We start from the raw sequence: 24966 nt of genomic DNA, 5'->3' as shown, positions 1-24966 counted from the left end.
ATTATTAAAACTATAAAAATGAAAAAACATAAAAGAAAGAAGGCCATGTGCATGAAAAAACTTTTATCAATTTTAGGAGCCCTTGGTTTAACAACAACTGGTGTTTCTTCAGTTGTAGGATGCCATCCACATAAGGTTGCACCGCAACCAGATCCCGCTCCGGCAACAAAGGATGACAAAATTATTAATAAAATAGAATCTTGGTCACAAAATAGTCCATTATTAGTAAATTCAAAAAACTTTCGCAATTTAACAGCCCAAGATGTTAAAAAAACAATTAGTAATCAATTACCAATTGATCAAACTTACCAAATAAAAATTAAAGATGGTAGTTTTCATGATGTTAAAGTTGATAATAACCAATTAATCGATGGAACAATTATTATTTCAATTTTACATAATGATAAAATTTTAGTTGATAAACAAAAACAACTATCAGAATTTAATATTAAATTTGCAACCCAGGAAATTAGTGATACTGAAAAATTAGTAAATGATTTAAACCAAAAAACTCCTGGTTCAGTTGAGAATATTTCTGATTTTCAAATTAATTTTGGGGGAACAAGTTTACCATTAAAATTAATTATGAATTTATTGCCTAGTTTAGTCAAATTTAATAATTTGCCAACAAAAATTCCAACAACCTTTAATCAGAATGACCCTGTCCAAAAACAATGAATAGCATTTGTTCAGCAATTTGCTAATTTACCAGTGGTTGGTAATATTTTAAAAATTAACTTTAACCAAACATTTGATAGTTCAGGAGTCAAAATTAACATTAGTGGAAATGTTGGGGATATTATTAATGCCCTGGCTCCTGATTTAATTCATTTCCATAATTTTTTAATTCAGCAAAAAGCTGATAAACATAGCAATCTATTATTGTTATTAATTCAATATTTATTTGCCACTCCCCAAGATATTAATAATGATGGCTTTACAAAAGTTGATAGTGGGACTACCAAAATTACTTCCAATCTTGATCATTTAATATGTGACTTGTTACAACCATGAAAAACTGCACAGGGCGAAAAATTTAGTGTTAAGCGTCCAATTGCAATTGATGTTGTTAAATATGTTACGATGCCAGTATACTGAGATAAATGAGAATTGGCTGATATTGAATTAGCAAAAGTAGGGATTACTAATGTCTTTAAAAATACTTTAAACCAATTATTTAATCATGATGTTAATAAAGATATTACAGTTGATTTTAGCGTTTCAGTTTTAAAAGAAGATATTCATCTGCAACTAAAACCACTAATTGAAAAAGCATTACCAACATTTTTATTACAACAAGGCTATGATGATAATGAAGTTAATAATAATAACATTAGTATTTTATCAGGGACTATTAAATTTGAATCATCAACAAATGGGCAAACTTGATTAGCGGCCAATAACTTGGATGATATTTTAAAAGCTGATGTTCAGAATCTACGGATAAAACTTGATAATTTACAATTTAAAGTTACTTCAAAAGCGGATCCAACAATTTCATTTGTTACAAATAAAGATTTAGCAACCGAAATTAATCTTGATCTGACAACAGACCCCTTATTATAAAGAAGAAATTCTTAATTTTATAAATTAAGAATTTTTCTTTCTAATCTAATAAGTTAAGAGGAGGCATAATGACAAAATTTGATGAATTATTAAGTTCAATTAAAAAAGAATATCATAATTTTTTAAATCATCCTTTTATCATTGGCATTGTTAAGAATGAAGTTACTCGCCACGGATTTGACTATTTTATTAACCAAAATTATTATATTTTAGTGGAAGTAATTAGAATTTGGGGGAGCTTACTAGTTAAAGCTAATAATGAAAAACAAATGGTATTTTTAATTAGGGGGTTAAATATTATGATTAAATACATAACGCAAATTAACCAAAATTATCAATGCCAAGAATTAAAAAATATTAAACCAAGTCAAATTACTATTGATTTTATTAATTACTTGTGAGAATTATCCTTGGAAGGAAGTTATCAGGATTTAATTGTGGCTTTTGGTATTTGTAGTTTTGGCCATTATAATTTTCGTCAATTAATTTTAGAATCTTATCCTGATTTAAATGAGCTGCACCCCTATTATTGATGACTACTATTATATATTAATAATGATCAGGATGTAGAGATCCAGCAAAAATGAGTAGAATATTTAAACCAAGAATTAGCAGACGCCACCGTTGAAGAAATGGAAAAATTTAAAGGAATATTTTACAAGGTTCAACAGTTTGAAAATAATTTTTTAAATGATTGTTTAAAATTTGATTCTTATAAATAAAGGTAAGATTTCTCTTACTTTTTCTTTATTTTTTTAATTTATTGAGAGATAATAAACATATTGAATATAGAGTGAGGGGTATAAAATGGCAGTTAAATTGATAGTTTGTGATATTGATGGGACCTTAGTAACTGATAAAACAAAAAAAATTCCGCCAGAAAATAAAGCCGCCTTATTAGCAGTCCAAGATCAGGGGATTTTGGTAACAATTGCTTCGGGAAGAGTTCCGAGTGGGTTAGCAGAATTTGCCCAGGAATTAGGAATCACCAAAAATTGTAAGTATGTTATTGGTGGCAATGGGGGTGCGGTAATGAATTTGCAAACGGGAGATTATGTTTATGACGAAATGGTCTCTTATGAAGATACACTATGAGCAATGGCAATTGTTAAAGAAATGGGGAACGATTTTTATTTGGCGCCATTAGATGAAAAAATGGCATATGTTTCAAGCGAACGTGTTATTACCGAAGACATTTTTTTATTTCGTCATACTAAAAACATTCCAGTAATATTGGATTGGAACGCAATTCCCCAAATGCGCAAAGTTGTGATTTCATGTAGTGATCAAGCCGGTCAACAATGATTACGCCGCAAGGTTGCTAAAAATCATAACCTTCGGGTAGAAGTAACTGGATATGGTTATATTGAGATTATGCCCAAGAATGTTAATAAATGAAATGGAATTCTAAAACTAATTGCAGCTTTAAAAACTAATGAAGGTATTAAAATTAATAAAGATGAAATTATGTGTTTTGGTGACCAAATGAATGATTATGAAATGATTAAAAATGCTAAATATGGAATTGCCTTAGCCAATGCCACAAGTGAGTTAAAAGCAGTTGCCAAGGATGTTACAAAAAAAGATAATAATCATGCCGGGATAGCCGATTATTTATATGATCATTTATTAACTAGAAAAGAGGGTTAAAAATGTTGAAAATTAATGATGATGAAATTAAATTGATAGTTTGTGATATTGATGGGACTTTAATTACGGATAATAAAGAGTTGTTACCAGAAGTTAAGGCAACATTACTTGAACTGCAAGCAGCGGGCGTATTTGTTTCAATTGCTTCAGGGCGAATCCCGCTAGGTTTTATCGAATATGCTGATCAGTTAGAAATTAAAAACTATGGTAACTATGTAATCGGTGCCAATGGGGCGGTGGTAATGAATTTAACAACAAGAAAAAATGAATATTCTAACCAAATGAAAATTCCGGTGGTGCAACAGGTCACCTCAATTTTGTTAAATAATAATTGTGCCTTTGCGCTGTCATACGCCCAAGATAAGGTTTTACATGTTGCTGGTAAGCATTTATTAGCTGAAAAATTAACTCCTGGTGCCTTTTTGGATGGAATGGAAATGGTAGCAGAATTTGATTTTAACAATTTACAAGAAACTAATAAAATTGTTGTGCGAGCAAATAGTGTTGCCGAGTTTGAACAAGCTTATCAAGAATTGCAAGCGATAACGGCAATTAATATTGAACGATTATCACCGACAACTTGTGATATTGTCAATGCTGATTGTAACAAGGGAACTGGAATTGCCCATTTAATTAAATTATTAAATATTCATCATCATTTAGCAATCACCCCCCAAAATGTGTTATATTTTGGTGATAATAATAATGACATTGCTGCGTTAAAATATGTTAAATATGGGATTGCGATGAGTCATGCTCCTAGCAGTGTCTTAGCAGTTGCTTATGACACCACAATTAGTAACAACCAGGCTGGCGTTAGCTGGTATTTAAATAAGTTAATACAACAAAATTATTAATTTATAGTATAAGATTTTTAAAAAATATAGTATTATTAATATGATACAAAAGTAATAAAGGAGTCGATTTAAATGAGTCTACCTACCATGGTGCTGTTAGCCCTTGATCGCGAGACAAGTAATACAATTATATATGCCTTTGAAATAGTTGCTTTAATTTTATCAATTATTATGATCATTATTGGCCTATTGCAAAATAAAAAAGCCCAAACTGGTTTAAGTGCTTTAAATGGGGGAAACGATGAACTCTTTGCTAATAGTAAAGAGCGTGGTTTAGATCGCACCTTGTCAATTGCCATGTTGAGTTTTGGGAGTGGACTTCTAATTATTACTTTAATCATTTGTTTATTAACTAATGTTTTACTATAAAAGATAGCATAATTATGGGGAGGTTTATTAATATCTCTTTTTTATTTAGAATTTGAGGAATCGTATGCAAAATAAAATCATTGAAATTTTAAGAGCAAAAAATAAGCCATTAGATACAATTGAATTAACAACTTTGTTAAAAATTGATAATTTAGAAGATAATAAACAAATGTTAAAAATATTAGTAGAGTTAGAAAATCAAAATATTATTGCCGTTAATAGCAATCATAAGTTTTACTATTTAAATCCTAAAATTTATTTACAAGGCGTGATTAGTATTAATAAAAAAGGCTTTGGATTTGTTAAAATCAATAATAGTCAAGAAGAGTATTATGTTCACCAAAAGGATTTAAATAATGCCTTAGATGGTGACCAGGTTATTTTTGTTTTGAAAAGTAAGTCTCCCAATAACGGTAAAAAAGTAGAAGCTCGGATTGTAAAAATTATTAAACGAAATTTAGAATATATTATGGGTGTTGTTAAAAAAAATAAAAATAACAAAAAATATTTAGAAGTTTTAAATAACAAACTCCAACAATACAAAGCGGAAATTTTAAATTTAAAAGCTGCCCAAGAAAATACAGTTGTTAAAGCTGCCATTATTAAAGCTAATAGTAATAGTAATACAATGCAAGTTAAAATCTTAGAAGTAATTGGAAACGTTAACCAACCAGGAGTTGATATTTTAACAATTCTGCATGAATTTAATATTAAAATCAAATTTGATAATGAGACTTTACAAGAAGCTAACCACATTGCTCCTAGTGTTTCTTTGCATGATCCCCTCCTTTTTACGACACGTAAGGATTTACGAGATGAATTATTAGTAACGATTGATGGTAATGATTCAAAAGATTTTGATGATGCTATTTGTGTTACGAAAAATCAGGATGGAACTTACCGTTTATTAGTGGCAATTGCTGATGTGGCGCATTATGTCACCGCCAACTCTTTTTTAGATAAAGAGGCTTTTGCCCGTGGGTGTTCGGTTTATTTAATTGACCGGGTAGTTCCCATGTTACCAGAACGATTAAGTAATGGGATTTGTTCATTAAATCCCCATGAAATTCGACTAGTAATGTGTTGTGAAATGATTATTGATAAAAAAGGGGAAGTTATCAGTTCAAGTATTTATGAAGGAGTAATGGAATCAAAAGCACGGTTGACATATGAAAATGTAAATAAGTTATTTAAGGGTGAACCAACGACAATTGCCCCCGAAATTAGTAACATGTTATACCAAGCCAGAAGATTATATAAAGTTTTGTTGGCCAAAAAAAACCACGATGGGGTAGTTGATTTTGATTTAGATGAACCAAAATTTATTACTAATAAAGAGGGCAAAATTATTGATATTGTTAACCGTCCCCGTGATGAAGCAGAGAAGTTAATTGAACAATTCATGATTAGAGCCAATGAAACAGTGGCGGAAACTGTTTTTTGAATGGACTTGCCTTTTATTTACCGGGTACATGACCAACCAAAAGAAAAGAAATTGCGAGAGCTATATACCCAATTATCACTAATGGGGTTAAATATTAAAGGAAAATTAGAAAATATTCACTCCAAAGATATTCAACAAGTTTTAGATAAATTACGTGATCAAGAAAACTTTAAAGTTATCTCGGCCTTATTTTTAAGAAGTATGGAAAAAGCAAAATATAGTGCGGTAAATGATGGTCATTTTGGGCTAGCCTCAAAATGCTATACTCATTTTACATCACCAATTCGCCGTTATCCCGATTTAATTGTCCACCGTTTATTAAAAGAATATTTAATTAATAATAAAATTAATGCAAAAATTATTGAAGAAAATCGAGAATTTACATTATTAGCAAGTGAACAATCTTCTACTTGTGAAGTTAAAGCAATGGAGTGTGAACGCGAAGTAGACCAAATGAAAGAAGCTGAATATATGGAAGACAAGGTTGGAATGACTTTCCCCGGGATTATTTCGGGAGTTACTGCCTTTGGGATTTTTGTCCAATTAGAAAATACCATTGAAGGTTTGGTTCATATTAGTGATTTACGCGACGATTTTTATATTTTTGATGAAAAAACATTAACACTAATTGGCGAACGCAAAAAACAACGTTTAACATTAGGAAAAAGAGTTAAAATTAAGGTAAAGAAAGCAAGCAAACAACTACGTCAAATTGATTTTACTTTAATAAATTAAAGGAGGGGTTCGGATGAAAGTTATTAGTGTTAATAAAAAAGCCAGGTTTAATTACGAAATTTTAGATACCTATGAAGCTGGCCTTAGTTTAACTGGTAGTGAAATTAAATCAATTCGCAATAATGATGTTTCAATTAATGAGGCCTTTGTTGTAATTCGTAAAAACGAAGCTTTTGTTATTAATATGCACATTGCCAACTATAAATTTACCGCATCTTATAAACCTGATCCGGACCGCACGCGTAAATTATTATTACATAAACGAGAAATTAAAAAAATCTTGCAACGAATTAAGTTAGAAAAACTAACAGTGGTTGCGTTACGCGTTTATTTAAAAGGAAACTATGCCAAATTAGAAATTGGATTAGGAAAAGGGAAAAAACTCCATGATAAAAGAGAAGCAATCAAGAAAAGAGATAGTGAGCGCTTAAGAAATCGTTAATTTGCAAAATTTTTAAGATATTTTTGAAAAATTATTAAAATAACCTAGCAATTTATTATTAATTTGATATATTTAAAGCATAAAAATAAATTAGCAACCTGTATATGTTAGTAATATGGTCTAACGTCTCTACACCTACCCATTGTAATTAGGTACTATAGGTTAATGTTTTTTCTTTTAAGCATTAACTTTTTAAATTTCACAGGTTAATGTTTTTTTATTTTTATTAGAAGGAGAAACCGAAGTTAATGTTTATCACACGAAAGATTAGTCATTTTTTTCAATTTGATACTTTTCAAACAACATTTCGCAAAGAAATTATCGGTGGAGTTTCAACATTCTTAGCAATGTTATATATTTTATCTGTCCAACCGCAAATGTTGTCTTCTGCCCCGGATGTTAATCATCTTAATGATGCTAGTTATAACATGTCATTCGGGGGAATTTTTATTTCCACTGCCATTGCTGCTTTTGTGGCAACCTTTATTATGGGATTATCAGCAAACACCCCAGTGGGATTAGCCCCTGGAATGGGATTAAATGCTATTTTTACTTTTAATGTGGCTAAAAATGGTATTGGTTATCAAGGAGCGCTGATTGCTGTTATGATTTCCTCATTAATTTTTTGTGTTATCTCTTCAACTAAACTACGAACTTTAATTATTGGGGCAATTCCACAATCAATTAAGTTGGCAATTGGTTCTGGGATTGGCTTTTTTATTGCTTACTTAGGTTTGCATAATATCGGTTTAGTTGGTGATAATGCTGTTAGTAAGGGTGGTGTTATTTATAACGGGGGCATCCCAGTTGCTGAATTAGGAAATCTAAAAACAAATTGACCCGTTATTTTAATGGGATTAGGTGTTCTAATTTTAATTTTTATTTTACATTTTAAAAAAATTCCGGGAGCGATTGCGATTGCCATTATTGTTGGGCTAGCTGTTTCCCTAATAGTGGGAAATGTTGTTAATAATGATTTTATTAAAGCAAACTTTTCCCACTGAACAGGGTGAAGTTACCATGATTTTGATGGCTTTAGTACTAATATTAAGTCGACTTTTACTGCTTTTGGTAATAGTAAAATTTGAACTTCCCCCGTATTATATGTTTCAATTTTTGTCTTTTTATTTGTTGAGTTTTTTGATTCAACCGGAACATTATATTCTGTCACAAAACAAATCTCTGATCAAAGTGGTATCAAGTATGAATTGAAACCACGCTCATTAATTGCTGATTCTGTTGGAGCTATTGTGGGAGGAGTCTTAGGAACTTCCCCTGTTACAACTTATGTGGAATCAACAACCGGAGTTTCCCAGGGAGCACGGACAGGATTTTCATCATTAGTGATTGGGACATTATTTTTAATTTCAATTGTATTGTTTCCAATTTTTCGATTAATTACCCCGGCCATTGCGGGAGCAGCCACAATTTTTGTGGGAACCCTGATGATTGTTCAAATCAAAGATATTGAATGATTACAACCAGAGTTAGGAATTGGGGCATTCTTTACAATTATTATGATGATTGTAACGTTCTCAATTACTAACGGAATTGCCGTTGGGTTTATTAGTTATACAATTATTGGTTTAATTAACAAAAAATACCGGGACATTCATATTGTTACTTATATTCTTGACATTCTCTTTATTGGCTATTTTATTGCTTATGCATTTGTCCAATAATATCTCCCAAGAAACCACTTATGGGGTTTCTTTTTTTTAAAATTATTTTATTTTTTAGAAAAAAATTTTAAAATTTTTGTTTTTTATGTTAAGATATTAGCAAGAATTAAAAACTAGTGGGATAAATAATTATGAGCGGAAGATGTGTAAAAATTTATTGCAAAATTTTAATAGTATTTTTCATCTTATTTATGATTTATCATTTTAATTTTTTAAATCTAAATAATACTATTTTAGGAATTGATTTTATTTTAATCAGCTTATTGGTGAATATCTTTTATCTTCTTTTAATTGCTTTTGTTTTTATTTATGTTTTCCAATCATTGATCCATAATATTAAAGTGCGTTATAAATGATTTTTAAAAAATCCTAGTTTTAATAAAAACCAGTATTGAGTAATTTTATTTTTATGATGTTGTAATCTTGTGATTTATCCATGTGTGTTAGTTTTAAATGAAAATGCTCATAGTATGGCTCTGATAAACCAATTTTATTTGTTAGATTTTCACTGAGTATTCTTTGGAAAATTCTATTTTTCTTATATTATTTTCTGCGCAGCCCTAATTTTTTATCTAGCTCTAATATGAATTTTCTATTCTTATTTAAAAAATTTACACCGTTTTGTTAAAACAAATAATAAAGTGGCTTTCCATCATTTGCATAAAAGAATATGTAAAATAGTTGCTTTGATTATCCGCATTAAACTTATTATTTTACATATTTTAGCAATCCTAGTGGCGCGCATTTCAAAATTTCGCCAATTAGCATTAATTTATCAAATTCGAAAAACAAAACTATTAAACCAATTTAAAAAAGAACATTTCCCGCCTTTAATCCTTCGGAATTAGAGTCTATGAAAAAACTTAACCTTTCAATTAAGAAAATAATTTATAATACCCAAATTAATAATTTTATAATAATATTTTAATAAACAATATCTATTTTTTCCTTAATTACTTAATATCCTTAATTTATTCTTAATTAACTATGTTGTTACCGATATGATTTATCTATGATAGTATAATTGTCCAATCTAAAAATCTGTTTTAATTAAGCAGATTTTTTTAATTTGATAATTGCATTAACAACTATTTAAAAAGGCATTATTTTATAGTATAATTATATAAATAATAATGTAGGGTTAGTTTATTTAATTTAAGAGGGTTAATGATGAAGTGAGAACCAGAACAAACTATTAGTATCTTAAAAGAGTATGTATATAGTAAAAATAAATTAGATGAATATCGTAATCGTGTGGCATTGTCAAATATTGAATTGCCTCCTTTTTATGTTAAAGATGATGAAGAACAATCAGTTTCAGCAATTGCTGTTCGCATTGTTAATAGAAAGCAAATTATTAAATCATATGATAAAAAAACTGCGGACTGGTTATTTGCTACTTTAAATAATACTATTATGGCTGCCCTGCAAAAATCAGATAAAATTTTTGGAATTCATAAACATGATGATTTATATTTAGCAGTTTATGAAGATGATGGTTCTTTGGATTATTTGATTGATATTGTTAATTATATCAATACCACAGTGCGGATTATGAATTTTAATTTATATGAAGATTTTACCTCAGTAAAAGAAGTTAAAATTGGGGTTGGGATTGCAAATGATCCGAAGAAAAGTCGAATTGAGGAAGTTGATGAGGATGAGTATTTTACTGTTCCCATTGAAGAAGTAACTAAGGATTGTGTAGCAACTGCGGAGTATTATGCCGCCGAAACAGTAATGTTTAATAATTTACCAGTTTGTACTGATGCTTGAGTATATTATAATCTGAGTGAAGAAAGCCAAGAATTAATCCGCAAAAATATGCGTCAATATTTTAATTCGCGAATGGTTCATCAAAGATTATTTACTAATTTAATTGATAATGATATTAAAAAACAAATTGACCAAGGAAATTTAAAAATTGATGATGAATAGATTACTAAGTTCTAAGATTAGTAATTTTTTTATTTTAAGGTTTTATTAGAGTATAATTTAATATATATAGAAAGAGGGAACTTGATGAAAGGTTTAGTTTTTAAAGATAAGGGTTTAATTGACTGAAGTGAAGTACCCACACCAAAAATTATTAATGATGAAGATATTATTGTAAAAATTGAGGGGTTTACTTTTTCACACGCTGATTACCGCCCTTATTTAGGGATGGATGACACGGTTGCTAAAAACACAATTATGGGCCATGAAGGGGTTGGCATTGTTAGTGCAATTGGGAAAAAAGTAACAACTTTAAAAGTTGGGGACCGGGTTGTTATTAGCTGCATTACTCATTGCAACCAATGTAAGTTTTGTCAACAAGGTTTATATGCTAATTGTTTAAATGCTGGTTTTATTTTGGGAACTAAGATTAATGGGACCCATGCAGAATATGTCAGAGTGCCCTACGGTGAAACGAGTGTTTATAAATTACCATCTGAAATTAGTACTGAACAAGGATTAATGTTATCGGATGTTTTATTAACAGCTTATGAAAATGTTATTTTAAAAGTTGATTTTAATAAAATTAATAATGTTGCATTAATTGGTGATGGTCCAATTGCCTTAGCAATCTTATTATTTTTAAATTCTTACCATAAAAAAGTAACAGTTTTTGGTCATCACCGTGCTAAGTTAGAAGTTTTTAAAGCTAATGGTGCTGAACAAATTATTAATAGTAAAGATAATGAGTTTGGTGATGAACAATATGATTTAGTAGTGGAATGTGTTGGAAATGATCGTGATACATTTACTTTAGCCCAACAATTAGTTGGTTTTAATGGTACGATTATTTCAATTGGGGTTTTTAAAAAGCCAGTTATCTTTAACCTTAATGAACTATGACATAAAAATATCACCATCAAAACCGGAATTTTAAATAATGCAGCAACGCTGGAAGTAATTGCTGAAATTTTAGCTAAAAAACTAGATCCAAAAGTTTTAGTTTCCCAAGTGTATAATAAAGATGAAGTAATGGAAGCTTTCAATCAATTTGAAAATAAAGACTATTTTAAAATAGTTGTTAAATTATAATTGTAATATAGAAGGAGTAATAATTAAGATGGGTTTTTTTCAAAAACTAAAAGCAAAACGGGAAGAAAAAAAACAAATTAAGTTAGAAAAAGCTTTAAAAAAAACGCGCCTTTCATTTTCAACAGACATTAAAAAACTAGCTAGTAAATATAAAGAGTATGATGATGATTATTTAGAAGAATTAGAGAATATTTTAATTGCTAGTGACATGGGAATGAACATGGTGTTACGAATTACAGATGAAATTCGTAAAAAAGTTAAAAAAGGATGATCCATTGAAGAAACCAATGATTATTTAGTAGAAGTAATTATGGATTTATACAATGATCCAAAATCGCGCCAAAACAAACTAAATATTGAAGAGGGAAGATTAAATGTAATTTTAATGGTTGGTGTTAATGGCAGTGGTAAAACAACTACAATTGCCAAATTAACTAAAAATTTTTTAGACCAGGGCAAAAAGGTTTTACTAGTTGCGGGTGATACCTTCCGGGCTGGGGCTGTTGAACAACTAAATCAATGAGCAACTCGTTTGCAGACGGCAATTGTGAAACCAGCCAAAGAAGGGCAAGACCCGGCTAGTGTTATTTATGATGGAATTGCCAAAGCCAAAGCAGGGAAGTATGACTTTTTAATAATTGATACCGCCGGAAGACTCCAAAATAAAGTTAACTTAATGAATGAATTAAATAAAATTAACCGAATTATTAAAAGAGAGATCCCAAGTGCCCCCCACGAAACCTTATTAGTTATTGATGGTGTAACTGGCCAAAATGGGATTTCCCAAGCTAAAAACTTTTCTGAGGTAACAGATGTTAGTGGGATTGTGTTAACAAAAATGGATGGTACCGCTAAGGGAGGAGTAGTCTTAGCAATTAAGGATCAACTAAATATTCCTGTAAAATTAATTGGTCTTGGTGAGCAACCAGATGATTTACAAGAGTTTGATATTGAACAATATATTTATAATTTAACAAAAGATTTATTTGAAAGTGAAACCACGCTAGACGAATAATGAAAGACCTTGAGCGAACAAATTATCTAATTGATTTATATGAAATATATAGTTCATTATTAACCCCAAAACAAAGTACCTATTTTAAATTGTATTTCTTTGAAGATTATTCATTAAGTGAAATTGCCGAAATGCAAGTAGTCTCGCGGAACGCTGTTTATGATTCACTGCTAAAGATTAGCAAGACATTAACAAAATTTGAAAATAGTTTAAAAATATGTTATAAACAAACACAACGCGAAAATTTATACCAAAAATATTATGATACGAAAGAATGCCGGGAACTAATTGACAAATTAAAAAAAATTGAAGAAGATTAGGAGAATAAGGATGAAAATTTTAATGATTGGTGATATTTATGCAAAGGCAGGAAGAAAAGCACTTGAAGAGTATTTGCCTTTCATTATGAAAAAATATCAAATTCAATTTGTGGTTGCAAATGGTGAAAATACTAGTCATGGTAAATCAATTTTGCAAAAACACTATGCAGAATTAAAAGCGCTACAGGTTGATGTCATTACTTCTGGAAACCATATTTTTAAAAATCCCGAAGTCCCAAAATATATTGAAGAGGTTGATGATTTATTAAAACCACTAAATATGAATCCGTATACTCCTGGCCCAGGAACTGTGGTGAAAAAAGTTGGCAATAAAACCGTTCGTGTCACTAATTTGATTGGTCGTAGTTTTATGGATCCTGCCGATAATCCATATTATGCATTAGAGAAAATTGTAGCTGAAGATAATAGTGATTTGCACTTAGTTGATTTTCATGCCGAAGCAAGTGCTGAAAAATTAGCCCTAGCTTGGAATTTTGATGGCAAAATTACTTGTTTAGTGGGAACCCACACGCATGTGCAAACAACAGATAACCGTATTCTACCAAATGGTACTGCTTATATTACTGATTTAGGAATGTGTGGTAGTTATAACTCAATTATTGGGGCTAATCCCGAAGAAGTTATTTTAAAAGAAAAAACTGGTTTACCAAGTCGCTTTCAACCCGCAGAAGATTTAGATAATTTAGTTTTTTCAGGAATTATTTTGGAAACTAATGATGTTGATAATTCTGTGGTTAAAATTGACCGAATTTTAATTACCCCTGATAATCAAGATGAATATAGATAGGAGTAAAGTTAATGAGTCAATTAATTACAATTAAAATGACAATTGGAATTGTGTTTGGAATTTTAGGATTTGCCTTATTATGTTATTTTATTAGTCGTTTTTATAAATTATTTTCTAAACGAGTAAAGGTAAACGAAGTCCAGTTACCAGAACTAATTGATAATAAATATTTTATTAGTGCTGATCAATACCAATTCTCTGTGTTAGGAGAAATTAATAAGAAGGGGCGGGAAATTATCTTAGGGATCCATGATATTTATGGGAACAAAAATGATTTTGCCAGTTTAATTAATAATCAGAATTTAAAGGCTGAAATTTCATTTCTTAGTTTTAACCAACGAAATATTGGAGATAATGATTACTACCAAACAAAGAATATTGGAATTTTAATAAATGATGTTTTAATGGCAATTGAAGTTATTAAAAATAAATATGAAAACCAAACAATTACTTTATTATTAGAAGGCTATAGTTGTGGTCTAGTTAATTACTTGTTACGAAAAACAAAACATATTACCAAAATAATTTTAGTTAATCCAATTACCAATAAAAAAACAATGCGCTTTTCTTTTTTTAGTAAAATTAGTATTTTCTTTAGCTTTTTATTTTATTTAAATAAAACTTTAAATATTAATATTGATTATCATTATTTTACTAATAACCAAGAGTATATTGCAAAGATGAAAGCCAAGCCCCAACAATATTTTTTAAATCAAATTTTACAAGTTAAGCAAATTAATAAAAAAATTATCAAGAAAATAAATAACTTGTCGGTCAAAACCTTATTATTGCAAAGTAATGGTGATAAATTTTATGCCCCTAAACGGTTGGCAAAAATAACTAATCCCGATGTTACAATAAGTAGTTTTGATAATGATAATCATTTTATTTTTATTGATAATCTTGATGAAAAAGTAATTAATACAATCAATGACTTTGTACAAAATTAAAAAGTTTGGAAGTTAACTTCCAAACTTTTATTTTTTACTTAATTCGTTTGCTAAAAAGGTTAAGGTTTCTAATAAATCATTTTGTTGGTGATCGGGAATTAACGCTAATAATTGCTTATTAAGTACTGATGAAATTTCGATAAATTTTTCAGCAACCATTCTCCCCTTTGGTGTTAATTCTAACCAACTAATTCTTTTATCTTTTTGACAACGTTGATGGCTAATATAACCTAATTTTTTTAAACGATTAATTTTTCGACTCATTCCAGCTTTTGTTTGGTTAGAAATTTTTGATAATTCTGTCATTTTAGTGGTTGGATTATTTTGCATATATAACAAGATTGGTCCATCTGTTGGTTCAATATCAAAATAGTTTGCCTGGGTTAAAAACTCACTAACTAGCGAATCAATATCCTTATTAATTTTTCGCAGAACAAACATTAATTCATTAAATAACATTATTATCACCTACTTAAATTCTACCAAAAATTATTGGAAAAAGGGAATGACAATTTTGAACTTAGATTTCTTGGGCAAAGTCATCATGTGAAATTCTAGTTCTTCGGAACGCTACCATTGGTTCGTTTGCATCATAATATCCTAAACTAATTAAAAGAGTTGGATGATAGCGATTTTTATCGAGAACATCATATTTAGCTAAGATTTTTTCTAAGGCTTGTGGATCGAACCCGGTCATTACATTTGACCCAATTTGTAAATCAGCTGCTTGCAAAGTAATAAAACCTGCTGCAATGTATGTTTGGTGGTCAGAAAATGAGTTTGCATCAACTGCACCATTAATAACACCTTGCACGGCTTGAACATAACCATTTACCATTTCTGATGGTAATCAACGGCTAAAACGTTCTGTTAAGAACTCAGTATCACTAGCATACTCCCCATTTGCTGCTAATAATACTAAAGTAACAGGGGCAGTATTAATTTTTTTATGATTTCCTTCTAATACTGCTGGTAAAATTGCCTTTTTAGCATCATCACTTTTAATAGCTACAACTTTAACAGGTTCAACACCATAGGCACTTGGTGCTAATCTTCCTGCTTCAATAATAGCATTTAAATCTTCTTCGGAAATTGGTTTGTTAATATATGATTTAACTGCTTTTCTTCAATTTATTGCATCTTTTACTGACATTGTAATTTTCCTCTCCTTAATTGGTTGATATGTTAACCATAATCATTTTAGCATTATTAGTTAACATGTCAACTACTTTTTAAAAGAATTTTAAAAAAATAAATTTATTTTTATTTAAAAAATATCAGATTTTACGGTATAATTTTTTTGTTGTTAATAGCAACTAAAACTTATTCAGAAGTGGTTAGCACGCTAAGCAGTAATCCACTAGCAACCCTATATAGAAATTATAGAAGGTGCTTTTAGCAGGGCATATGATAGCTATCAATAAGGTTTATTAGTTATTTAAAAATCTTAAACTTATTAATTTTTTGATAATCATATTTCTGATAAAGTAAACTAATTAGCCATTAACTAATTATTTTTTTAGTTAACTTACTTGGGAGAGGATTTATTATGGTATTACAAGAAAAGATCTTATTTACATCAGAGTCGGTTTCCGAAGGTCATCCAGATAAAATTTGTGATCAAATTTCGGATGCAATTTTGGATGCATGTTTAACACAAGACCCAAATTCACGGGTAGCTTGTGAGTGTTTTATTACAACAAATCGTTTAATTATTGGAGGAGAAATTACAACTAAAGCCCGGGTTGATTATGAACAAATTGCGCGGAATGTTTTAAAAGCAATTGGTTATGATGATGAAGAATGGGGAATTAATTGAGAAACTTGTCAAATTGAAATTTTAATTAATACACAATCGCCAGACATTGCGATGGGGGTTAATAAAAAAGGAGCTGGTGACCAAGGAATTATGTTTGGCTATGCTACAAATGAGTCAGATAATTACATGCCTTTAGCAATTTCAATTGCGCATGACTTGGTCAAAAGAGCTAGCATATTGCGTAAACAAGGTTTATTTTCCCAAGCTCGTCCGGATATGAAGTCACAAGTAACCTTAGATCTTACTAATCAAAGAAATATTTTGGTTGATACAGTTCTAATGTCAATTCAACATCATCCTGATATTGATGAAAATGCGTTTAAAGAATATATTAAAAATGAAATTATGATCCCGGTTATTAAAAAATATCGCTTAAATGAAGATTTTAAAGTTTTAATTAATCCAACTGGTCGTTTTGTAATTGGAGGACCCAAGGGTGATACAGGATTAACCGGGCGCAAAATTATTGTTGATACTTATGGGGGTTATGCTCGCCATGGGGGTGGTGCTTTTTCGGGGAAAGATGGTACTAAAGTTGATCGTAGTGGGGCTTATATGGCCCGCTATGTTGCTAAAAATGTGGTTGGAGCTGGGCTAGCAGACCGTTGTGAAATTCAGTTATCTTATGCAATTGGTATTGCAGAACCAATCTCAATTTATATTGATACATTTGGTACTAATCACATCCCAAATAATGTTATTTTAAAAGCCGTTGAAGAAGTATTTGACTTTTCCCCAGCCGCAATGATTAAAAATCTTGAATTGCAAAAGCCGATTTTTCAACAGACAGCCACTTATGGTCATTTTGGTCGCCCTAGTCACGAATTACCATGGGAAAGATTAGATAAGATTCATTTGTTAACAAAATATATTATTTTGCCCTAGTTTATTGATATAATTAACATAGAATTAACAATTAATGGGAGAAATATTATGGCATATAAATTAATTGCACTAGATTTGGATGGCACAACTGTCAAACGAAAAAATAAAATTTCAAAGCAAAATGTTAAAACAATTAAATGAGCATTACAAAATGATATTAAGATTATTATTGCAACTGGTCGAAGTATTAAAGCAATTAAAACAGTAGCTGATAAATTAGGGATAATCAATTATGACTTGCCAGTAATTGGCTTTAATGGTGGGGTTATTTATGATTTTTTAAACAATCGAATAATAAAACAAAACTCTTTTTCAACCGCGGAAGCTCAAGATGTTTTTACTATTGCTAATAAAAATAAAGTGCAACTATGAGCATATTCAGTTAAGGATGATGATTTAGCATATGTCAACACTAACCGGGGATTAATGGTTAAATGAATGAGTTGACATACAAAACGTAAGCGTGTGTTATATAACAAAGTAGTCAATTTTAATGATGAAATCTTTAAATTTGTTGTAAGTGGTAACAAACCAAATGTTCTTGCTTTTAAAGAAGAAATTTTAGCAAAGTATCAATTTAATATTTTTGACTGGTCTTATGTTTCCAAATCAAAATTAAATCTGGAAGTTTCTCCTTTAAATACTGATAAAAAAGATGCCGTTGAATATATTGCAAAAATGTATGATATTAAGCAAGAAGAAGTCATTGCGATGGGCGATGGTTCAAATGATCGCGAAATGTTAAAATGAGCAGGGTTAGGGATCGCGATGGGTAATGCTAAACAAGATATTAAAAATATTGCCAATGAAGTTACTCATCATCATAAAAAATCAGGAGTAGCACGAGCAATTAAAAAACATCTTAATAATAAATAAAAAAATCACTATTCAAGTGATTTTTTTATGGTTGTGTTTGTTTGCGCGGTCGTTTTTTATTTTTAACATATTCATAAATCATCATTCCGGCGGTGTACCAAATTACCACAATGATTAACCAGGTTAGAATGTTAACAAATTCATCTTTATTGAGACCTAATCCTTTTTGAATTCCAATAAAAACAATTAAATAGGCACAAATAACTCCAAACGAACCACCAATTGTAAAAGCTAATGATGGTTTAATTTCATAATTTTGATCTTTAATAAATCGCAAGGCTCCAATTGGCATCAAAAAGGCGGCGGACCCCATCATAATCGGAAAGGCACAAATTGCACTTAATCCTAATAAGTAAGTAACAGCCATCGCGGGAGCATAAATTCCTACTCCTAAGGACATTAAGGCTCCTAAAATAAAGAATACAACTGCACCCACCAGATATTTCCATCATATTTGTAAGGAATCAGCATTTCCAGGACTGGGCATGACACCAACTTGCTTTTGACCTAATAAAATAATAATTGAAATAATAATTAGTACAACACTAATAAAAATTTGGGCCCAACCTAATTTTATTTTATTAGCAAACATTGCTCCTAAGTATGATCCAATGGAAGCTGACGCAATTAAAACAACAAGGGTTAATCACTCAACTTTTACCAGGGAAATAAAAATAATTGCTTCTAAACAGGTTGGCACTGCATGGCCAATATTTAAAGTTCCTAAGATTTTTTTATCATTTTTTATTTGTTTAGTTAATTTTAATAAAACAATACTAATTACAAATGAACCAATTCCAATAGTATCAAAAAAATCAGCAATGAAACCAATGATTCCTAATTTTCATATTCGTTGCTTAATGTTATTATCAAACTGACCAATGCTTTTTTCAGCCTGATCATAGTACGGATAACTTTTCGTAATTAAATAATATACAAAAATTCCGACAAAACATAATAATACTAAACTTATTATAGTAGATGTCAATGTTGGTTGTCAGATCTTTGTAAAATATAGTGTCATTAAAAAAATAATTAAAATAATTGGAATACTTAATAAACTTCAATAAAGGATTTTTTTCTGCATATTATGTTTCTTTCTGCTAATTATAATCATAATTATTATATTATTAATGGAATAATTCTACCATATATAAATTTGACATTAAAATAATATGAAATTTTAAAATATTTTTTATAAAAAAGAGCACTTAATTATTGATATTTTTACATTTTTCCCTATAATTAACTTAAATGAAAATTAAAAAACAAAAAGTTTAGTATAACTAAACAAGAAAAGGAGGGAAATTAATGAAAATTGGTGAAAAAATTAAATTATTACGTCAAAAAAGTAATTTAACCATTGAAGAGTTAGCTAATCGCTGTGAGTTAACAAAAGGATTTATTAGCCAAATTGAACGCGATATTTCCTCCCCAAGTATTGAAACTTTGGAAAGTATCTTAGAGGTTTTAGGCACCAATTTAGGCGATTTTTTTAAGCAGGAAAAAAACCGAAAGTTTGTGTATGGTGTTGAAGATCATTATGAGGTTGAGCAAGATAATTATCGCATTGAATGGTTAATTCCAAATGCGCAAGCAAATGAATTAGAGCCAATTTTAATTCAAATTAAACCGTATAGTGAATCCCAGAAGTTGTTACCTTTTGAGGGGGAGATCTTTGGTTATGTCCTGTCCGGGGAAGTCAGTGTTTATAGTGGAACAAAATTTCAAAAAGCTTATGAAAAAGATAGTTTTTATTTGTATGGTAATAATCAACATTATTTAAAAAATAATAGTAATAAAATTGCGGAAGTACTCTGAATTTCAACTCCGCCTGTATTTTAATTAGCAAATGAGAGAAAGGAAAAAACAACATTGGAAAAAAATATTTTAGAATTACGTAATATTTCTAAACAATATGATGGAAAGGTTATTTTAAAAGGAATTAGTGTCAATATTAAAGAAGGTGAGTTTGTAACTTTATTAGGGCCTTCTGGGTGTGGTAAAACAACAACTTTACGTTTAATTGGTGGTTTTGAAAAACCAGATAGTGGTGAAATGCTCTTTGAAGGGAAAAATTGATTAAAAGTTGCTGCCAATAAGCGAGAAGTTAACACTGTTTTTCAAAATTATGCGTTATTTCCCCATATGAATGTTTTTGATAATATTGCGTATGGTTTAAAAATTAAAAAGAAAAAATTTGATTTTATTAAACGAGAAGTTCGCCGTTTTTTACGTTTAGTTGGTTTAGATGGTTTTGCAGATGCTCGGATTGAATCATTGTCTGGGGGTCAAAAACAGCGAGTAGCACTCGCGCGGGCTTTAATTAATCGTCCCCGGATTTTATTATTAGATGAACCAATGTCAGCATTAGATGTTAAACTTCGTAAAAAAATGCAAAGTGAATTAAAAGCTTTGCAAGAAGAAATTGGGATTACTTTTATTTTAGTAACCCATGATCAAGAAGAAGCCTTAACATTATCTGATCGGGTTATTGTGATGAATAAAGGAGCAATCCAGCAAGTCGGAACTCCTAGTGAAATTTATAATGAACCGGAAAACTTGTGAACAGCACAATTTATTGGTGATTCCAATATTATTTCCGATGCCATTTTTGTTAAGGATTATTTAGTTAAAATTGATGGCAAAAAATTCCCGTGTTTAGACAGGGGATTTGGGGAAAATGAAGATCGGATTGATATTATTATTCGTCCCGAAGATATTGATATTGTCCCAAAGGGTGAGGGTTATTTTAACGGGACAGTGGAATCATTAAATTTTAAGGGTGTCCATTGAGAAATTGTGGTAGCAGCTAAACATCGAAAATATTTAATTCATACTACCGATCATGTTGAAGAAGAGAGCGAAGTTGCGGTAAAGTGAAATCCCGAAGATATTCACGTTATGTGAAAAGAAATTGATGATTAGGTTTTGTGATGAAAAAAAATCCAGATAAAAAAGAATTCAAATTTTGAATTAAAGCTAAAAAGTGATTTAAAAAAACTAAATCAAAACTTCGCTCGTTCTTTCAAACATTATCCGCATGATGTAAAACTCGCTACCATAATATTATTTATAATACCCAAAAAAGTAAGTGATTCCAACGCGGAATTAACCCGTTAATCTGACCATATATTATTTTAATGATTTTATTAATTGTTGTTCCGTTGTTAATTATTTTATTGTATTCGTTTATTCAACCAACTGGAAACAGTTTAGTTTTTGAATTTAATTTTGCTAACTTTGCGGCCTTCTTTTCCCAACAAGCTTTTGTGGTATCTTTATTTTTATCATTAGGTTATGCTTTAATTGCCGCAATTATTGCAATTATTATTGCTTATCCTGTCGCTTATGTGATGGCTTTTTGTAAATCAAAATTATTATCCAAAAATATTTGAATTTTAGTAACCTTACCAATTTGAATTAACATGTTATTAAAAATTATTGGGTTACAAACATTATTCCACATGATTGCCCCCGGACTATTAGGGACTCCGGTCTCTATTGTCATTGGAATGGTTTATGCTTTTATTCCGTTTGTCATCTTACCAATTTATAATAGTTTGGATAAAATTGACCATTCTTTAATTGAAGCATCGCGTGATTTGGGAGCAAATGGTTTTACGACCTTTTGAAAAGTAATTTTTCGTCAGTCAATCCCGGGAGTTATTGCCGGGGGAACATTATTATTAGTGCAAGCAGCAACGTCCCTCCTGATTGTAAAATTTATGGGGAATGGTCAAATTAGTATGATTGTTGAAGTTATTGAAGCTTACTTCTTTAAAGGAGGTAACTTTGGATTAGGGGCGGCTATTTCGGTAGTATTAGCGGTGATTGTCTTTATCATTATTATTGTTTCAAATTGAATGTCAAAAGTATTTGAAACTAAAAGGGGGAAACGAAATGAGAAACTTTCTTAAATCTTCTTACATGGGAATTATCTTATTATTTATCTATGTTCCCATTGTGATTTTAATTTTATTTTCTTTTAATAATAGTGATAGTATGGGAATTTTCACTGGTTTTTCTGATCGTTGATACCATGAATTATCTCAGCAACAATCATTTTTACAAAGTATCATTATTTCGGTCTTTACCGCGGTAATTGCGACATTAGTGTCAACTATTTTGGGGACCTTAGCGGCAATTGGTTTAAGTCGTGCGCGTAAAGTTACTCAAAAAATGACATTGTCAATTACTAACATTCCCTTAATTAATGCTGATATTATTACTGCTGTTTCTTTAATGATGTTATTTATTGCCCTTGGAGCAAAATTTGGGTTTTTAACTTTGGTGTTGGCCCATATTTCATTTGATGTTCCGTATGTTATTATCACAGTGTTACCGCGCTTGCGAAAAATAGATCCGCGGTTAATTGAAGCATCTTTAGACTTAGGGGCGAAGCCATCACAAACACTATGAAAAATCATTTTACCAATTTTAAAACCAGCAATTATTTCAGCTGCGGCAATTGCTTTTGCAATGAGTTTTGATGACTTCATTATTTCTTATTTTACCGGGGGTGATGATGTCAATGTGGCAACTTTCATTTATACAATGAAGAGAATTAAACCCTTTGTAAATGCTTTTGGAACAATTTGTATTGCCATCATTGGCTTTGTGATTATTGGTTGAAACGGGTGAAATATTTATAAGGCTAGTCATGAAAAATTTCGGAAAGAGATGTTAAAAGGTACTTATAAAGATAAAACGATGCTCCGTTATGAAATGCGGTTAGCGATGCTATACCATAGTTTAAACAACCAAGCTTTGACAGATGAAAAAGTTAAAGAACGTTTGCGCACAAAAATTATTTATTGAGAAGATAAATATGCCAAAGGATTAGCCTGGGCTAAAAATAAAAAAAATAATTTTATTCTTAAAGAAGAGCGTCGTGAGACAATTAGTGAAATTTCGCGCAATAAGTTCCGTTGGTTCACCAAAACTTGAAAGCCGATTACTTTAGTAGTAATTTGTGCTGGTTCGATTGGTTTACTAACAGGAGTTTATATTACCAATAATATTTATGACCTTGTTGTTGCAAACTGAAGTGGTTATATTACCGATAGTGTCATCAATGGATTCCAACAAAAATACCATGTTAAGGTTAAATATGTTGTGTATGATAGTAATGAAACTCTCTACAACAAGTTATACACGACTAAATATGATGTCATGGTTCCGAGTGACTATATGGTTGCCAAATTAGGGGGCCAAGGGGATTTAGCAAAAATTGATTATACTAAATTAAATGCGGTTGATCCTAATTTTCACCTGGTGAAACCTAACCCAACTTTTGATGGTAATATTGCAGGCTATGATGTCAAGTTTAACCAATGGTTTAATGATAAAAATGTTGATGTTAATTATTATCAAAATAATGATATTCAGTTTTATAATACTTGCATTAATACCAATGATAAAAAACCGCCCGCTAGCTGTTTTGATAAAAATAAAACCGCGATGGTTAATAATGGACTCTTAGGCATTCAAAACAAAAATAAAATTGCTAGTCCAACAATTAATGCTTCAATTACTGACTATAATATTCCGCTATTTTGGGGTGATATGTCGTTAGTTATCCGTCCATCCGCTGATAATATTGCTTTTATTCGAAATATTTTAAATGAAGAAAATAAAAACCTGCCCGGAACAGTCGCCAAGTTTGGGGTTAGTGAGCAAGCATGAACAGCGGACCGCCAACAATATATTATTAATGACGTGTATGATCCTAAAAATGTTACATATTCAAACGGAATTTCATGGGATATTTTATGAAAAGCAGCCCAAGCAGGTAAAAGAGTATTGTTAAATAACGATTATAAAAATCTCTTTATGATTGCTAGTGAAAAAAACCGCCAGCAGGTCTTACCAACAACGCAGCAAGCAGCTGACCAAGATTTTAATGATTTAAAAACTTTATTAAAATATAATAATGTTGCTTTAAAAAATGATGAAATTATTAATGATGTTGGGGATGGCCGTTTTGACTTTGCCTTTATGTATAATGGGGATGCTATTGCCGCGGATGCCGGTGATAATGGTGAAGGTGGTTTTGCAAATAGTGGGCAAGGGGGTAGTGACCATAAATTATTAATAACACATCCGCGTTTTGCTAAATACGATCCAACCCAAGAGAAATTTACCAATATTGAAGGAACTAACATTTGGAGTGATAACTTTGTGATTGCCAAAAATTCAAGTCATCAGGATTTAGCTTATAAATTTATTAATTATGTAATTCAACACCAATCAGAATTAACTGAAAATGCGGGATATACTTCGCCATATCAACAAGTGATGGACTATGAAATTAACCCCGTCGTTACACCAGGAACAGAGCCCGGTCCAATGCTAGACTATAACCGTGAATATGTGCCGGTTTCCAAATGAGATAGTACACTGAATAACTATGTCTCTGATCCAATTGCCGCGGATGGACCATTCTATAATGGTAGTCTTGATGACTATCTAGTTAATAAATATAATATTTTAATTGCAAGCAAAAATTAAAAGATAAG

The 24966-nt window shown here is 30.4% G+C and carries 24 protein-coding genes and 1 riboswitch; of the genes, 21 read left to right on the top strand and 3 right to left on the bottom strand.

The genetic code is table 4. The annotated features are described in order from the left end of the window. The first annotated feature begins 51 nt into the window (after positions 1-51). The 15 genes from QPK10_RS01720 (at position 52) to QPK10_RS01650 (ending at position 14865) form a co-directional block, all read left to right on the top strand. The gene (locus QPK10_RS01720) at positions 52-1566 is read left to right on the top strand and encodes a lipoprotein (protein ID WP_368486316.1); all 1515 of its coding nucleotides are present in this window, start codon (positions 52-54) and stop codon (positions 1564-1566) included. A 68-nt stretch (positions 1567-1634) separates the two neighbouring features. Next, complete coding sequence (locus QPK10_RS01715) at positions 1635-2288, top strand: TenA family protein (protein ID WP_368486315.1); 654 nt, start codon at positions 1635-1637, stop codon at positions 2286-2288. 85 nt (positions 2289-2373) lie between these two features. Next, positions 2374-3216: a Cof-type HAD-IIB family hydrolase gene (locus QPK10_RS01710; protein ID WP_368486314.1), complete on the top strand. Its 843-nt coding sequence runs from the start codon at positions 2374-2376 to the stop codon at positions 3214-3216. Positions 3217-3218: 2 nt separating this feature from the next. Beyond that, entirely contained in the window at positions 3219-4073 is an 855-nt protein-coding gene (locus tag QPK10_RS01705) for a Cof-type HAD-IIB family hydrolase (RefSeq protein WP_368486313.1), read from the top strand. A gap of 72 nt (positions 4074-4145) precedes the next feature. Continuing rightward, complete coding sequence (gene secG, locus QPK10_RS01700; RefSeq protein ID WP_368486312.1) at positions 4146-4442, top strand: preprotein translocase subunit SecG; 297 nt, start codon at positions 4146-4148, stop codon at positions 4440-4442. A 64-nt stretch (positions 4443-4506) separates the two neighbouring features. After that, positions 4507-6621 (top strand): ribonuclease R, encoded by a 2115-nt coding sequence (gene rnr / locus QPK10_RS01695; RefSeq protein ID WP_368486311.1) that lies wholly within the window; start codon positions 4507-4509, stop codon positions 6619-6621. Between the two features lie 13 nt (positions 6622-6634). Next, positions 6635-7063 carry an SsrA-binding protein SmpB gene (smpB, locus tag QPK10_RS01690; RefSeq protein WP_368486310.1) on the top strand — a complete coding sequence of 143 codons (429 nt, stop codon included), beginning with the start codon at positions 6635-6637 and terminating at the stop codon, positions 7061-7063. Positions 7064-7141: 78 nt separating this feature from the next. Continuing rightward, positions 7142-7241: riboswitch (purine riboswitch) on the top strand. 70 nt (positions 7242-7311) lie between these two features. Beyond that, positions 7312-8745, top strand: a complete 1434-nt coding sequence (locus tag QPK10_RS01685; RefSeq protein ID WP_368486309.1) for an NCS2 family permease — start codon at positions 7312-7314, stop codon at positions 8743-8745. Positions 8746-8876: 131 nt separating this feature from the next. Further along, positions 8877-9593: a hypothetical protein gene (locus QPK10_RS01680; protein ID WP_368486308.1), complete on the top strand. Its 717-nt coding sequence runs from the start codon at positions 8877-8879 to the stop codon at positions 9591-9593. A 319-nt stretch (positions 9594-9912) separates the two neighbouring features. Further along, on the top strand, positions 9913-10683 hold the full coding sequence (locus QPK10_RS01675) for a hypothetical protein (protein WP_368486307.1): 771 nt from the start codon (positions 9913-9915) through the stop codon (positions 10681-10683). An 84-nt stretch (positions 10684-10767) separates the two neighbouring features. Next, positions 10768-11772 carry an alcohol dehydrogenase catalytic domain-containing protein gene (locus tag QPK10_RS01670; RefSeq protein WP_368486305.1) on the top strand — a complete coding sequence of 335 codons (1005 nt, stop codon included), beginning with the start codon at positions 10768-10770 and terminating at the stop codon, positions 11770-11772. Positions 11773-11800: 28 nt separating this feature from the next. Continuing rightward, complete coding sequence (gene ftsY, locus QPK10_RS01665; RefSeq protein WP_368486304.1) at positions 11801-12787, top strand: signal recognition particle-docking protein FtsY; 987 nt, start codon at positions 11801-11803, stop codon at positions 12785-12787. Continuing rightward, positions 12787-13107 (top strand): YlxM family DNA-binding protein, encoded by a 321-nt coding sequence (gene ylxM, locus QPK10_RS01660; RefSeq protein WP_368486303.1) that lies wholly within the window; start codon positions 12787-12789, stop codon positions 13105-13107. Before ftsY ends, ylxM begins: the two co-directional genes overlap by 1 nt. A gap of 10 nt (positions 13108-13117) precedes the next feature. After that, a complete protein-coding gene (locus QPK10_RS01655; protein ID WP_368486302.1) occupies positions 13118-13915 on the top strand; it encodes a TIGR00282 family metallophosphoesterase in 798 nt (265 codons plus the stop codon). Between the two features lie 11 nt (positions 13916-13926). Further along, positions 13927-14865: an alpha/beta hydrolase gene (locus QPK10_RS01650; protein WP_368486301.1), complete on the top strand. Its 939-nt coding sequence runs from the start codon at positions 13927-13929 to the stop codon at positions 14863-14865. A 27-nt stretch (positions 14866-14892) separates the two neighbouring features. Here QPK10_RS01650 and QPK10_RS01645 read toward each other — a convergent pair whose 3' ends face one another. Then, positions 14893-15324: a MarR family winged helix-turn-helix transcriptional regulator gene (locus tag QPK10_RS01645; protein ID WP_368486300.1), complete on the bottom strand. Its 432-nt coding sequence runs from the start codon at positions 15322-15324 to the stop codon at positions 14893-14895. Between the two features lie 61 nt (positions 15325-15385). Beyond that, positions 15386-16018: a nitroreductase family protein gene (locus QPK10_RS01640; RefSeq protein ID WP_368486299.1), complete on the bottom strand. Its 633-nt coding sequence runs from the start codon at positions 16016-16018 to the stop codon at positions 15386-15388. A gap of 396 nt (positions 16019-16414) precedes the next feature. Between QPK10_RS01640 and metK the strand changes: the two genes are divergently transcribed. Both metK and QPK10_RS01630 read left to right on the top strand, forming a co-directional pair. Beyond that, complete coding sequence (gene metK / locus QPK10_RS01635) at positions 16415-17569, top strand: methionine adenosyltransferase (RefSeq protein WP_368486298.1); 1155 nt, start codon at positions 16415-16417, stop codon at positions 17567-17569. A 48-nt stretch (positions 17570-17617) separates the two neighbouring features. Beyond that, positions 17618-18445 (top strand): Cof-type HAD-IIB family hydrolase, encoded by an 828-nt coding sequence (locus QPK10_RS01630; RefSeq protein WP_368486297.1) that lies wholly within the window; start codon positions 17618-17620, stop codon positions 18443-18445. Positions 18446-18470: 25 nt separating this feature from the next. Here the strand turns inward: QPK10_RS01630 and QPK10_RS01625 are convergent, their stop codons facing one another. After that, positions 18471-19532 (bottom strand): TSUP family transporter, encoded by a 1062-nt coding sequence (locus QPK10_RS01625; protein ID WP_368486296.1) that lies wholly within the window; start codon positions 19530-19532, stop codon positions 18471-18473. A 224-nt stretch (positions 19533-19756) separates the two neighbouring features. On the opposite strand from QPK10_RS01625, the gene QPK10_RS01620 reads away from it, so the two are divergent. From QPK10_RS01620 to QPK10_RS01605, 4 genes are read left to right on the top strand one after another with little or no spacing between them, the layout of a single operon-like run. Continuing rightward, entirely contained in the window at positions 19757-20290 is a 534-nt protein-coding gene (locus tag QPK10_RS01620; RefSeq protein ID WP_368486295.1) for a helix-turn-helix domain-containing protein, read from the top strand. Positions 20291-20320: 30 nt separating this feature from the next. Beyond that, positions 20321-21373 (top strand): spermidine/putrescine ABC transporter ATP-binding protein, encoded by a 1053-nt coding sequence (potA, locus tag QPK10_RS01615; RefSeq protein WP_368486294.1) that lies wholly within the window; start codon positions 20321-20323, stop codon positions 21371-21373. A gap of 8 nt (positions 21374-21381) precedes the next feature. Beyond that, positions 21382-22365 carry a spermidine/putrescine ABC transporter permease gene (gene potB, locus QPK10_RS01610; protein WP_368486293.1) on the top strand — a complete coding sequence of 328 codons (984 nt, stop codon included), beginning with the start codon at positions 21382-21384 and terminating at the stop codon, positions 22363-22365. Further along, positions 22349-24958, top strand: coding sequence for an ABC transporter permease subunit (locus QPK10_RS01605; RefSeq protein WP_368486292.1), 2610 nt, complete (start codon positions 22349-22351; stop codon positions 24956-24958). Before potB ends, QPK10_RS01605 begins: the two co-directional genes overlap by 17 nt. Positions 24959-24966: the final 8 nt, after the last annotated feature.

The sequence above is a fragment of the Spiroplasma sp. DGKH1 genome, assembly GCF_040940205.1.
Classification (GTDB): domain Bacteria; phylum Bacillota_I; class Bacilli_A; order Mycoplasmatales; family Mycoplasmataceae; genus Spiroplasma.
Note: the sequence above shows the minus strand (reverse complement) of the source record. Positions and strands in the feature narration are given on the sequence as shown.